Genomic DNA, 12,093 nt, shown 5'->3' with positions numbered 1-12,093 from the left:
GCACCTCGAGCTCGGAGCGACGATCGCCCGTGCCGCCGGTGACCGTGGCGCCGAGGCGGCGGCGCTCAACAACCTCGCTTTCGCCGTCCGCGCCTCGGGCGACCCTGACCGCGCGATCGAGCTGACGGCGGCAGCGCTCGAGCTCTGCGTGATGCAGGGTGACCGCCACCGCGAAGCGGCCCTGCGCAACAACCTTGCTGACCTCTTGCGGGCGACGGGCCGACAGGACGAGGCAATGGAGGAACTGAAGCACGCGGTGGCACTCTTTGCCGAGATCGGCGAGGAGGGCCGCCTCGAGCCGGAGATCTGGAAGCTCACCGGCTGGTAGGCGGGAGGCTCCGTCAATCGAGGACGAGAGCACCCGGTGGAACCGTGGGCCACGACTCTTCCTCCAGAGCCGTCAGGAGCGCCCGTGCCTGCGGTGACCACTCGGAGCGCGCATAGGCGTAGAGCACCCTGAACACCGGTGGGTCGAGCTCACGCACGTGCGCCTCGAGATGCGGCGGCACGATGTTCGCGGGCACGATCGCGACTCCGAGTCCTCCCGCTGCGAGCCGCACCGCAGCCTCGACCTGCGCCGTCGTGATCGCATCGCGCGGAGCGAATCCGGCATGGGCACAGATCGCCGAGACGAGGCCGTGGAGTCCGTGCCAGGCGGGGAAGAGGATCCAGTCGTCGTCGGCGAGGGCGCCGATCGGGACGGGCTTCGGCGATGTGAAGGCGGGATGGCGCGGCCCAAGGATCGCGACGAAGCTCTCGTGGCCGAGCTCGACGACGGGGCCTTCGCGCGTTGGCGGCGCGGGTCCGACGGCGATGTCACCGGTCCCGTCGTCGACGGCGCGCACCAGCTCGTCCCGGTGCAGATATTCATGCAGCCGCACGGCGATCCCGGGATAGGCGAGGTAGAGGCGCTCGATCGCTCCGGGGAGCAGTCCGACCGCCAGCGAGAGAACCGTAGCGACCTCGAGGTCGGCCTGCTCGAGTGCGAGCGCGGCTCGCGCCGCACGGCCGCCTCGCCGCGCCGACGTCACAGCGGCCCGCGCGTCGGGCAGCATGGCTCGCCCTGCCGGCGTCAGCCGCGAGCCGCGAGCGAGACGCTCGAAGAGCGGCCCCCCGACCTCGGCCTCGAGCACCCGGATCTGCTGCGAGAGCGACGGTGGCGCCACGCGCACCTTCTCGGCGGCCGCGCGGAACGAGCCCTCGTCCGCGATCGCGATGAAGTACTCGAGCTGGCGGAGGTTCACGAGTGAGTGTTAGGCATAGGCTTCCGGTATCCAAGGATATACGTCATTGTGGCGAACACTCGTACGGCGTACATTGTCGCCCAATGACGCAGGCCCCATCGTTTTCCGAGTGGCCGCCTGAGCTCCGCGACGAGCTCGAGGCGAATAGCTCGAATCCTGCGGTCGGAACCCGCCTGCTGCTCGAGGACGAGTACGCGCGTCACTGGGAAATTCGCCTCACGCCCGGTGAGCGCATCGCCTTCCACCGGCATGTGCTCGACTATGTCTGGACCTGTGTTAGCGGCGGTACGGCGATCAGCCACACGGGCGACGGCGACACCCTGGAGGTGAGCTACGAGGTGGGTGAGACGCGCCGACTCTCGTTCGGCCCGGGCGAGTGGATGGTTCACGATCTCGCGAACGCGGGAGACGAGGATCTGATCTTCACGACGGTCGAGTACCTCGGCAGCGCGAACGACGCTCTCCCGCTCGACCGGGTCCGGGTCGCGGCGTGAAGGCTGCACCGTTCGCCTATCGCGCACCCGAGACCCTTGACGAGGCGCTGTCGTTGCTCGCGGCCGGGGACGGTGCATGCGTGCTCGCCGGTGGTCAGAGCCTCGTGCCGTTGCTCAAGGCACGGGTTGTCAAGCCAACGCTCGTCGTTGACGTCAACCGTGTCCCGGGAATCGACGGGATCGAGACCGAGGCGAATGGCACCCTTCGGATCGGCGCTCTCACACGCCAACAGACGCTGCTCGACAGCGAGGCGGCCCGGGCACGGCAGCCGCTCCTTCAGGCCGCCGGCCGGTTCGCCGGCTACCTCGCGACGCGCCACCGCGGCACGGTCGGTGGGTCGCTCGCGTTCGCTGCTCCGTGGGCCGAGTTGACGGCAGCGGTCGTCGCACTCGACGCGCAGCTCGAGATTCGATCCGCAGACGGCGAGCGTACCGTCGCGGCACGTGCCTTCTTCACGGGGCCGTATCAGACAGTCCTCGAGCCACACGAGCTCCTCACTTCGGTGCGCATTCCTGCCGCTGCGGCCCGCACGGGCGCGGGATTCCACGAAGTGAGCGCCCGCTACAGGGACTTCGCCCGGGTGGCCGCCGGTGCGACCGTCACGCTCGACGATGCGGGAACGTGCACCGCAGCCGAGCTCGTCCTCCTCCGAGTGGCGTCGACGCCCTATCGCGTCGACGTCTCCCACCTCGTCGGAACCTCGATCGGAGAGAGCGAGCGCGCCGCTGTGGTGGAGTCGCTCGCCGGGATCGAGCCGGAGGACGATATCGAGGTCAGCGGGGCGTACCGGAAGCGCGTCGCGGTCACGCTGGCCCTCCGGGCACTTCACGACGCCCGCGAGAAAGCGAGCGTGGCGGCATGAGCGACAGGCTTGTGGTGAGGCTCGAGGTCAACGGCATGCCGCGCGAAGGGCTCGCTGAGCCGCGTCGGACGCTCGCCGACTTCCTGCGCGACGATCTCGATCTGACGGGCACCCACGTCGCCTGCGAGAACGGGTTCTGTGGGAACTGCAACGTCCTCGTCGACGGCGAGACGGTGCGCGCCTGCCTCATGTTCGCGGTCCAGGCAGATGGGCGCGCTGTGACGACGGTGGAGGGATTGGCCGAGCCGAACGGCACGTTGGGTCGGCTGCAGCAGGCGTTCCACGACAACCACGGCCTGCAGTGCGGGTTCTGCACGCCCGCGATGCTCCTGACGGCGCATGAGTATCTCGAAGCGCATCCCGACGGGGGCACCGACGAGCAGATCCGGGACGCGATCAGCGGTGTGATCTGCCGCTGCACCGGGTACCAGCACATCGTCGATTCGATCCGCGCAGCAGCAGGGGGAGCGACATGAACATCGCCGAGCAGGATCCGAACGCAGCCAAGGTCGCCCGCGAAACGGCCGGCACGGACAAGCCGCGACGGTGGCTCGGTAAGAGCCTGAACCGCGTCGAGGACCCGCGCTTTCTACGCGGGCAGGGCCGCTACCTCGACGACATCAAGCTGCCCGGGATGCTTCACGCGGCCGTCGTGGGCAGCCCGCACGCGCACGCGAAGATCGTCTCAATCGATACGTCGAAGGCCGAAGCGCTCCCGGGTGTCGTTCGGGTCGTCACGGGCAAGGATGTCGCCGAGCACGCGGCGCCGCTTCCCTCCTTCGGTGCGGGACCGATCGTCCAGGACATGATCGCGATCGAAAAGGTACGGCACTACGGCGAGACCGTTGCGGCCGTGATCGCGGAGGATCGCTACATCGCCGAGGACGCATGCGAGCTGATCGAGGTCGTCTACGAGCCGCTCCCCGTCGTGCTCGATCCCGTCGCCGCACGTGAGGACGGCTCGGCGTTCGTGCACGATGCGCTCGGCACCAACACGGCCTACGAGCGTACGTTCACGTTCGGCGAGGTCGACCAGGCGTTCGAGGATGCCGACCGATCCATTACAGCCGACCTCTACTGGCCGCGCTCGACAGGCATGCCGATGGATACGAACGGGGCGATCGGCGACTACGACCCGGGCTCGGGTGTCGTCACGATCCACGCGAACTCGATGAACTTCACCTACTTCCTCTGGCTGATCGCGGGGTCGCTGAAGATTCCGGCGAGCAAGTTGCGTCTCGTGCCCGTTCCAGCCGGCGGTAGCTTCGGCTCGAAGTTCTTCATGCACAAGGTGCCGACCTTCGCGGGCTTCCTCTCGATGCTCGTCGGCAAGCCGGTGAAGTACGTCGAGGATCGCCGGACGCACATCACGAATAACGATCACTGCGGCTCCGACCGCCGGTACGAGGCGTCGCTTGCCTTCGACGACGACGGCGAGTTCAAGGCGCTGCGCATCTCGTGCATCGACGACTACGGCGCCTATCTCCAGTTCGGCACCGGCACGCACGGGAATGCCCTCTCGCAGATCGTCGGTCCGTACCGGATCCAGCACGTCGAGTACTCGCTCGCGGCGGTGCTGACGAACAAAAACCAGCAGGGTGCCTACCGCGGCTTCGGGGCCGAGGTCTCGAACTGGATCCTCGAGCGGCTCGTCGACATGGCCGCACGCGACCTCGACCTCGACCGCGTCGAGATCCGGCGCCGCAACCTCATTCCCGCGGGCTCCTTCCCTTATCGCACCCCCACGGGGAACATCTACGACAGCGGCAACTACCAGGGCGTCCTCGCCAAGGTGCTCGAGGAGGTCGACTACGACTACTGGGTCGACTATCGCGAGAAGGCACGCGCGGAGGGGCGCCACGTCGGAATCGGCATTGTCGCCTCGCAGGAGCGGAGCGTCTTCAGCTCGACGGAGTTCTGGTTCTGGTTCGATGATCCCCAGTTCACGCCGACCTCGAGCCCGGAGAGCGCGAGCGTCCGCATCGACCCGACGGGTGAGATCATCGTCACGCTCCATTCGCAGTCGATGTGGGGAAACAGCCCCGAGACCGTTGTCTCGCAGGTCGTTGCCGAGGAGTTCGACGTCGATCCGGCTTCGGTCGTCGTCAACTACGCCGATTCGCAGAACGCTCTGCCGGGCACCGGGCCCGGGGGCTCGCGCTACACGGTGATGGTCTCGGGTGCGGTCGCCGGTGCGGCCTCGGAGCTGAAGGACAAGATCCGGCGGATCGCGAGCGACAAGCTAGAGGTCGCCGAGGCCGATCTCGAGTTCCGCGACGGCGGGGTGGGGGTCGTCGGCGTCCCCGATCGCCATCTCACGCTGGCCGACATCGCGCTGACGGCGTACATGTTCCGGCTCGACCTGCCGCCCGACATGCCGAGCGGCCTCGCCGCGCAGTCGACCTACGACCACCCGCTGACGACGCTGCCGAACGCCGACCGCTCCGATCTCGGGATCTTCTATCCCTTCGTCGGCCACGCCTGGCACATCGCGGTCGTCGAGGTGGACGCCGAGACCGGCTCGTTCGAGTTCCTCCGCTATGCCGCCGTCCACGACGCGGGCACGATCGTCAACCCGCGCACGCTCGACGGGCAGGTGATCGGCGGCACCGTGCAGGGGCTCGGCACGGCGATGTTCGAGGAGATCCTCTACGACGCCGAGGGTCGCGTCCGGAACGCGAGCTTCGAGCATTACCACCTGCCCTCATCGATGGACGTGCCGGTGATGACTGTCGGGCACCAGGAGACACCGTCGCCGTACACGGCCTACGGGATCAAGGGCGCCGGTGAGGGCGGTCGAATGCTAACCCCGGCGATCATGAGCGCGGCGATCGAGGACGCGCTTTGGCGCTTCGGCGTCACGGTGACGTCGCTTCCGATCTCGGCCGAGCAGATCGTCGAGTGGGCTTCGAGCGCGAGCGACGTTTGACGCAAGCACGAGCCGATCGGGCGCCGCGATAGGGTCTGGTCGGAATGCACCTGTCCGCTTCTTCTTCTGCTGCTGTCGTCGACCGCCTCCGGGACTGCCGCGTCGTGCCCGTCGCAACGATCGAGGATCCCGCGCGCGTGCCTGCGATCGGCGCTGCGCTTCTGGCAGGCGGCATCGGCTGCCTCGAGATCACCTTCCGCCACGGTAGTGCGGCCGAAGCGATTCATCGCGCACACGAGGTCGATGGGCTGCTCGTCGGTGCCGGAACGGTGCTTTCGCCGGAGCAGGCTCGCGCCGCCCACGACGCGGGCGCGTCGTTCGCGGTCGCGCCGGGCACGAATGAGGAGGTCGTACGCACCTGCGATGAGCTCGGCCTGCCGTTCTTCCCTGGCGTAGCGACCGCGTCGGAGATCGAGCGTGCGCGTGTCCTCGGCCGTCACGTTGTGAAGGTGTTCCCGGTTGCGCAGGTCGGCGGGCCATCCTTCCTCCGAGCCGTCTCGGCGACGTATCCCGATGTCGGCTTCATTCCTACCGGAGGCGTCGACGCGTCGAACGTCGGCGACTACCTCGCCGTGCCCTCGGTCGTCGCGTGCGGCGGCAGCTGGCTCGTGCGTCCCGAGCTCGTGCGCGAAGGACGGTTTGACGAGATCGAGCGCCTCGCACGCGAAGTGAGCGGCCTATGAGCGCTGTGCTCGCGCTGCGCCCCGCCGACGAGTGCCGCTTCGATCTCGTCTCGCTCGGAGAGGTGATGCTGCGCCTCGACCCGGGTGAGGGGCGGATCGAGACGACCCGCTCGTTCACGGCGTGGGAGGGAGGAGGCGAGTACAACGTCGCGCGCGGCCTCAAGCGCTGCTTTGGGCTTCGCACAGCGATCGTCACCGCACTCGCCGACAACGCCGTCGGCCGTCTGATCGACGACCTCATCTACCAGGGCGGCGTCGAGCGTGCCCACCTCGGTTGGATCCCCGACGACGGCGTCGGGCGGGAGGTGCGCAACGGGCTCAACTTCACCGAGCGCGGCTTCGGCGTTCGCGGCGCGGTCGGCGTGTCCGACCGCGGCCATACGGCCGCCTCGCAGATGCGACCCGGCGACGTCGGCTGGGAGCAGATCTTCGGCCGCGACGGCGCTCGCTGGCTCCACTGCGGCGGTATCTTCGCCGCGCTCTCCGAGACGACCGCCGACGTCGCGCTCGAGGCGATGGAGGCAGCACGGCGGCACGGCACGATCGTCTCCTACGACCTCAACTACCGCCCGTCGCTCTGGAAGTCGATCGGCGGCCGGGCGCGCGCGGCCGAGGTGAACCGCCGGCTCGTCGAGCATGTCGACGTGCTGCTTGGCAACGAGGAGGATTTCTCCGCCGCGCTCGGCTTCGAGATCGAGGGTGTCGACGAGAACCTGCTCCACCTCGATCTCGACGCGTATGCCCGCCTGCTCGAGCAGGTGCTGGCGGCGTACCCGCGACTCGCCGTCGTCGCGACGACCCTGCGGGAAGTGCGGAGCGCGACGGTCAACGACTGGTCGGCCGTTTGCCGCACGCGCGACGGGTTCCACGTCGGGCCGAGGTACGAGAGCCTCGAGATCCTCGACCGCGTCGGCGGCGGCGACTCGTTCGCGTCCGGACTCTTCTACGGATTGCTCCACGGCTGGGATCCCGAGAGGTCGATCGCCTACGGTGTCGCACATGGCGCGCTCGCGATGACGACACCCGGAGACACGTCGATGGCGACCGTCGCCGAGGTCGAGCGGCTCGTCGGCGGGGGCTCGGCGCGCGTTCAGCGGTGAAGGACGTCGTCGTCATCGGTGGCGGGATCGCCGGGCTGACAGCCGCCTACTCCCTCCGCGATCTCGATGTTGTCCTCCTCGAGGTGGCCGACAGAGCTGGCGGGCGGATCTTCTCCGAGCCCCGTGGTGAGAACTGGCTCAACTTCGGGGCGCACGTCTTCGGCGGCGAGGGATCGGGTACCGGGCAGCTGCTCCGGGAGCTCGGCGTCGGTGCGGAAGCCGTCCCCGGGCGATTAGCGGCGGTGTCGCTCAACGGCAAGCTCGTCTCGAGCGGGCCTGTCGAGAGCTTCCCGTTCCGGCTCCCGATGCCGTTGCGCTCGCGCGCGGCTCTCGTGCGAACGGGCATCCGCCTTCGTCTCGCAGTGCGCGAGTACGCGAAGATCGCGGCACCGCGCGACGGAGAGGATCCTGCAGCACGCCAGCAGCGGATGCTCGACTTCATGGACGACCGGTCGTTCGCGGAGTTCTCGGGGGAGCTGCCCGAGGATGTCGACCTGCTCTTTCGGTCGACGCTGACCCGGTCGTCGGGAGAGCCAGAGGAGCTCGCGGCAGGATACGGCGTCGGCTACTTCCACCTCGTCTGGGACAGGAAGGGCGGGCTCTCCCGCAACATCCTCGGTGGCTCCGGGGTCGTGATCGACGCGCTCGCGGCAGCGCTCGGAGATCGTGTGTGCCTCGGTACCCGCGTGAGGTCGGTCGAGCGAACGGTCGAGGGCGTCCGGGTCGAGATCGAGGGAGGAGCGCCCATCGACGCGAAGACGGCGATCGTCGCAACCCCCGCCTACGCGACTCGCGAGATCGTGGCCGACCTCCCGGCCGATACGGAGGCCGCGCTCGCCGCGATTCCCTACGGCCCCTACGTCGTCGGTGCGTTTCTCACGAATGAGACCGGCGCGGTGCCGTGGGACGACCTCTACGCGCTCGCAACGCCGAAGCGCTCCTTCAGCATGCTCTTCAACACCACGAACGTTCGGCGCGCCGGGGAGACGACGCGCGCGCGTGGCGGAAGCTTCATGGTGTACGCCGCCGCCGGCTTTGCGCGCCGCCTCGACGGGCTCGACGATGGCGCCGTGCGCGATGCGTTCCTCGCCGACCTGCACGAGGTGCTGCCAGCGACCCGCGGCCTCGTCGAGGAGGTCGTGATCGAGCGGTGGGAGAAGGGACTGCCGTTCCCGCGGGTCGGTCGGGCGGCCCTGCAGAAGAGCCTGACCCGCCCGCTCGCTCCGATCTGGCTTGCCGGCGACTACCTGGGCACGTGGTACACGGAGACCGCGGTGCAGACGGCGCGCGACGCCGCGGCTGGCGTCAGGGCTCTTGTCACGCCACCCGATCGCGTCTAGACTCACACTGTGGAACGGACGTTCCACAGCATGAGAAGTGGATGCCTCGTGACCGTGCAAACCGGAACCCAGTCGATGGAGCGCGGAGCGCAGCTGCTCGTGCACGTCGTCGAGCAGGACGCGGCCCCCACGATCGGTGAGTTGGCCCAGCTCGCCGGGCTCCCGAAGAGCACGACGTCGCGTCTCGTCGGAGCGCTCGAGCGACAGGGGCTCGTCCAGCGCGACCCGGATCGGGGGGCCATCGAGCCCGGCCCGGTGTTGCTGCGCTACGCCCGCAAGGAGACGTCCGGGATCGATCTCGTCGAGATCGCAGGCGGCGCGCTCGAGCGCCTCGCACGGGCAAGTGGCGAAACGGCGAACCTCGGTGTCGCGACGTCGACCGCCGTCGAGATGCTCGACCAGCGGGACAGCCGCCACATCCTCGGCTCGACCAACTGGGTCGGGCAGCGCGTGCCCCATCACGGCTCCGTGATCGGCAAGGTCTTCCTCGCCTTCGGCGCACTGCCGGTTCCGGACGTGCCGCTCGAGGCTCTCGCGCCGGGCACGATCACCGACCCTGACGATCTGCGACACGACCTCGAACGCACCCGCGTGCGCGGCTACGCGACCGCCGTCGACGAACTCGAGCCTGGCCTCTGGGCCGTCGCCGCCCCGGTGCACGACGCCGGCGGCACGGTGGTCGCTGCGCTCAGCGTCTCGGGGCCAACCGTACGACTCCACGCGGGGCTGCTCGACGAGCTGGGCCGCCTCGTTCGCGATGAAGCCTCTGCCGTGTCAATCCGTATCGGCTACGACGACCTGAAACGAGGTGCTGCATGAGCGACGAAGAGATCGATCTCAACGCCCTGTCCGACGAGGATCTCGTGGCCCAGATGCATGACGATCTCTACGACGGCCTGGCGCCCGAGATCGCGGAGGGAACGAACATCCTGCTCGGTCGCGGCTGGGCGCCGGACAGAGTGCTGAACGACGCCCTCGTCGGCGGCATGCGGATCGTCGGAATCGACTTCCGCGACGGGATCCTCTTCGTGCCAGAGGTCCTGCTCGCCGCGAACGCGATGAAGGCCGGGATGACGATTCTCCGGCCGCTTCTTGCAGAGACCGGTGTCGAGCGGATCGGCAAGGTCGTGATCGGCACCGTCAAGGGCGACATCCACGACATCGGGAAGAACCTCGTCGCGATGATGCTCGAGGGTGCCGGCTTCGAGGTGATCGACCTGGGGATCAACACGCCTGTCGAGCAGTACCTCGAGGCGCTCGAGGAGCACCAGCCCGAGATCCTCGGCCTTTCCGCCCTCCTGACGACGACGATGCCGTACATGAAGGTGGTCATCGACACGCTCAAGGAGAAGGGCCTGCGCGACGATTACATCGTGCTTGTCGGCGGCGCTCCGTTGAACGAGGAGTTCGGTGCCGCGATCGGCGCCGACGCGTACTGCCGCGACGCAGCCGTCGCTGCGGAGACCGCCCAGGCGCTCGTTCTCGCACGCCGCGCCGCAGCGAAGCTGAATTGAGCGACGCGGCAGCACCGGATCTCGTCGAGGCCGAGGTCGCATTCGGGGCGGCCGAGCATCCCGACGTCCTGATCCTCGCCTGCGGGGCGATCGCGCGCGAGGTTCTCGCCGTGATCTCCCTCAACGGCTGGACGCATGTGGACGTGAAGTGTCTGCCGGCCAAGCTCCACTCGACGCCCGAGAAGATCGCCGGAGCGGTCGACGCGAAGCTGGCCGAGTTGAAGGGACGCTACGACCGGGTGTTCGTCGCCTACGCCGACTGTGGCACCGCGGGGGCGCTCGACCTCGTTCTCGACCGGCATCGCGTCGAGCGGCTGCCGGGTGCTCACTGCTACGGCTTCCTTGCCGGCAACGCCGCCTGGGACACGATGCAGGAGGAGGAGCCCGGCACGTACTATCTGACCGACTTTCTCGCGCGCCACTTCGACGCGCTCATCGTGAGGCCCTACCGATTCGACACGAATCCCGAGCTGATCGAGATGATGTTCGGCAACTACAAGCGCCTGATCTACCTTGCGCAGACGAACAATCCGAATCTGCGCGAGCGGGCCATGGCTGCGGCGGAGCTGCTCGGGCTCGCCTACGAGGAGCGCAGGACCGGATACGGAGAGTTGCAGCCGTCGCTCGTCCAGTTCGTGAACGTGGGTGTCGGCGTCGCGCCAAAGCGTGTGACACGCTCCGACCTCACACGCGGCGGCGCGACGCCGGAGCAGCAGAGTGCCTGAGCTGACGGTGATCTCGTGGCGCGACATCCCTGCGCAGGTGACGGTCGGCAAGGGCCGCGGTGCTGCTCGCATTCAACTCTCGGAGCGGTTCCAGGAAGCGATCGACGCTGCAGCGATGCGCGCCGGGCTGATCGGCACGGACGCGTACCTGGAGGAGTGGCGGCGCGAGTCGCGGCCCTGTGGAGACGATGTCGAATCCGAGGTGGCGGTCGTGGCCGCTCAGCTCGAGTCCGAATACACCGACGAACGACTCGAGCGGCTTGCTCGCGCGAGCGGAGAAGAGGAGCGAGCGTGACTGAGACAGTTCTTTCGTCGGCGACGAAGGAGGTCGTGATCGGGTTCGACCGCCCCTTCGTGATCATCGGCGAGCGCATCAATCCGACGGGTCGCAAGAAGCTCGCGGAGGAGATGAAGGCGGGCAACTTCGAGACGGTGATCGCCGACGCGATCGCCCAGGTCGAGGCGGGCGCACAGATGCTCGACGTCAACGCGGGCATTCCGCTGGCCGACGAGCCCGCGATCCTGCGCCACACGATCGAGCTCGTGCAGTCGATCACGGACGTGCCGCTGTCGATCGACTCGTCGATCGTCGAGGCGCTCGAGGCAGGGCTCTCGGTCTACCGGGGCAAGGCGCTCGTCAACTCTGTCACCGGTGAGGATGAGCAGATGGAGCGCGTTCTGCCGCTCGTCGCGAAGTACGGCGCTGCAGTTGTTGCGATCTCGAACGACGAGACCGGCATCTCGGAGGATCCCGACGTGCGGTTCGAGGTGGCACGGAAGATCGTCTCGCGCGCGGCCGACTACGGGATCCCGAAGGAAGACATCGTCGTCGACCCGCTGGTGATGCCGATCGGCGCAATGGGGACTGCCGGGCGTCAGGTCTTCCAGCTCGTGCGGCGACTGAAGGAGGAGCTCGGCGTCAACTCGACGTGCGGGGCGTCGAACGTGTCGTTCGGGCTGCCGAATCGGCCTGCCTTGAACGCCGCATTCTTGCCGATGGCGATCGCGTCCGGTCTGACGTCAGCGATCACGAGCCCGCTGCACGACGAGGTGCGCTTCGCGATCTGGGCGGCCGACGTGATGAACGGCAACGACGGCAATTGCGCGGACTGGATCGCCCGCAACAGCGAGTCGGGCGAAGCGGCTCAGGCGGGTCGCCGCGGCGGCCGCGAGGGCAGGCGGAGGACAGCGTCGGCGTGAG

Annotated in this window: 14 protein-coding genes; 13 read left to right on the top strand and 1 reads right to left on the bottom strand. The window is 68.3% G+C overall.

The window, feature by feature from the left end; genetic code table 11:
- Positions 1 to 328, top strand: a 328-nt coding sequence (locus ABIR74_RS07335) for a tetratricopeptide repeat protein (protein ID WP_348176582.1), incomplete at its 5' end; no start/stop codon positions are given.
- A gap of 13 nt (positions 329 to 341) precedes the next feature.
- On the opposite strand, the gene ABIR74_RS07330 is transcribed toward ABIR74_RS07335, so the two are convergent.
- Entirely contained in the window at positions 342 to 1,244 is a 903-nt protein-coding gene (locus ABIR74_RS07330; protein WP_348176580.1) for a LysR family transcriptional regulator, read from the bottom strand.
- 83 nt (positions 1,245 to 1,327) lie between these two features.
- On the opposite strand from ABIR74_RS07330, the gene ABIR74_RS07325 reads away from it, so the two are divergent.
- Genes ABIR74_RS07325 through ABIR74_RS07270 form a run of 12 tightly spaced genes read left to right on the top strand, consistent with a single transcriptional unit; the run spans position 1,328 to position 12,092 of the window.
- On the top strand, positions 1,328 to 1,738 hold the full coding sequence (locus ABIR74_RS07325; RefSeq protein ID WP_348176578.1) for a hypothetical protein: 411 nt from the start codon (positions 1,328 to 1,330) through the stop codon (positions 1,736 to 1,738).
- Positions 1,735 to 2,601 carry an FAD binding domain-containing protein gene (locus tag ABIR74_RS07320; protein ID WP_348176576.1) on the top strand — a complete coding sequence of 289 codons (867 nt, stop codon included), beginning with the start codon at positions 1,735 to 1,737 and terminating at the stop codon, positions 2,599 to 2,601. Before ABIR74_RS07325 ends, ABIR74_RS07320 begins: the two co-directional genes overlap by 4 nt.
- Positions 2,598 to 3,077, top strand: coding sequence for a (2Fe-2S)-binding protein (locus ABIR74_RS07315; protein WP_348176574.1), 480 nt, complete (start codon positions 2,598 to 2,600; stop codon positions 3,075 to 3,077). Before ABIR74_RS07320 ends, ABIR74_RS07315 begins: the two co-directional genes overlap by 4 nt.
- Positions 3,074 to 5,530 carry a xanthine dehydrogenase family protein molybdopterin-binding subunit gene (locus ABIR74_RS07310; RefSeq protein WP_348176572.1) on the top strand — a complete coding sequence of 819 codons (2,457 nt, stop codon included), beginning with the start codon at positions 3,074 to 3,076 and terminating at the stop codon, positions 5,528 to 5,530. Before ABIR74_RS07315 ends, ABIR74_RS07310 begins: the two co-directional genes overlap by 4 nt.
- Before the next feature lie 44 nt (positions 5,531 to 5,574).
- The gene (gene eda / locus ABIR74_RS07305) at positions 5,575 to 6,213 is read left to right on the top strand and encodes a bifunctional 4-hydroxy-2-oxoglutarate aldolase/2-dehydro-3-deoxy-phosphogluconate aldolase (protein WP_348176569.1); all 639 of its coding nucleotides are present in this window, start codon (positions 5,575 to 5,577) and stop codon (positions 6,211 to 6,213) included.
- Positions 6,210 to 7,313, top strand: a complete 1,104-nt coding sequence (locus ABIR74_RS07300) for a sugar kinase (protein ID WP_348176566.1) — start codon at positions 6,210 to 6,212, stop codon at positions 7,311 to 7,313. The genes eda and ABIR74_RS07300 overlap by 4 nt, the downstream gene beginning before the upstream one ends.
- Complete coding sequence (locus ABIR74_RS07295; protein WP_348176563.1) at positions 7,310 to 8,653, top strand: NAD(P)/FAD-dependent oxidoreductase; 1,344 nt, start codon at positions 7,310 to 7,312, stop codon at positions 8,651 to 8,653. Before ABIR74_RS07300 ends, ABIR74_RS07295 begins: the two co-directional genes overlap by 4 nt.
- A 48-nt stretch (positions 8,654 to 8,701) precedes the next feature.
- Positions 8,702 to 9,472: an IclR family transcriptional regulator gene (locus ABIR74_RS07290; protein ID WP_348176560.1), complete on the top strand. Its 771-nt coding sequence runs from the start codon at positions 8,702 to 8,704 to the stop codon at positions 9,470 to 9,472.
- Positions 9,469 to 10,167: a B12-binding domain-containing protein gene (locus ABIR74_RS07285; RefSeq protein WP_348176557.1), complete on the top strand. Its 699-nt coding sequence runs from the start codon at positions 9,469 to 9,471 to the stop codon at positions 10,165 to 10,167. Before ABIR74_RS07290 ends, ABIR74_RS07285 begins: the two co-directional genes overlap by 4 nt.
- The gene (locus ABIR74_RS07280; protein ID WP_348176555.1) at positions 10,164 to 10,892 is read left to right on the top strand and encodes a DUF1638 domain-containing protein; all 729 of its coding nucleotides are present in this window, start codon (positions 10,164 to 10,166) and stop codon (positions 10,890 to 10,892) included. Before ABIR74_RS07285 ends, ABIR74_RS07280 begins: the two co-directional genes overlap by 4 nt.
- Positions 10,885 to 11,187, top strand: a complete 303-nt coding sequence (locus ABIR74_RS07275) for a virulence factor (protein WP_348176552.1) — start codon at positions 10,885 to 10,887, stop codon at positions 11,185 to 11,187. Before ABIR74_RS07280 ends, ABIR74_RS07275 begins: the two co-directional genes overlap by 8 nt.
- Positions 11,184 to 12,092 (top strand): dihydropteroate synthase, encoded by a 909-nt coding sequence (locus ABIR74_RS07270; protein ID WP_348176550.1) that lies wholly within the window; start codon positions 11,184 to 11,186, stop codon positions 12,090 to 12,092. The genes ABIR74_RS07275 and ABIR74_RS07270 overlap by 4 nt, the downstream gene beginning before the upstream one ends.
- Position 12,093: the final 1 nt, after the last annotated feature.

It is taken from the genome of Gaiella sp. (genome assembly GCF_039915195.1).
Lineage (GTDB): Bacteria > Actinomycetota > Thermoleophilia > Gaiellales > Gaiellaceae > Gaiella.
The sequence above is the reverse complement of the archived record's forward strand: the minus strand, read 5'-3'. Positions and strand labels throughout refer to the sequence as shown.

Bases quoted from the DNA above. Each gene is read 5' to 3' on its own strand.
- ABIR74_RS07325 (WP_348176578.1), top strand. From the start codon at position 1,328: ATGACGCAGGCCCCATCGTTTTCCGAGTGGCCGCCTGAGCTCCGCGAC.
- ABIR74_RS07315 (WP_348176574.1), top strand. From the start codon at position 2,598: ATGAGCGACAGGCTTGTGGTGAGGCTCGAGGTCAACGGCATGCCGCGC.
- ABIR74_RS07310 (WP_348176572.1), top strand. From the start codon at position 3,074: ATGAACATCGCCGAGCAGGATCCGAACGCAGCCAAGGTCGCCCGCGAA.
- eda (WP_348176569.1), top strand. From the start codon at position 5,575: ATGCACCTGTCCGCTTCTTCTTCTGCTGCTGTCGTCGACCGCCTCCGG.
- ABIR74_RS07300 (WP_348176566.1), top strand. From the start codon at position 6,210: ATGAGCGCTGTGCTCGCGCTGCGCCCCGCCGACGAGTGCCGCTTCGAT.
- ABIR74_RS07285 (WP_348176557.1), top strand. From the start codon at position 9,469: ATGAGCGACGAAGAGATCGATCTCAACGCCCTGTCCGACGAGGATCTC.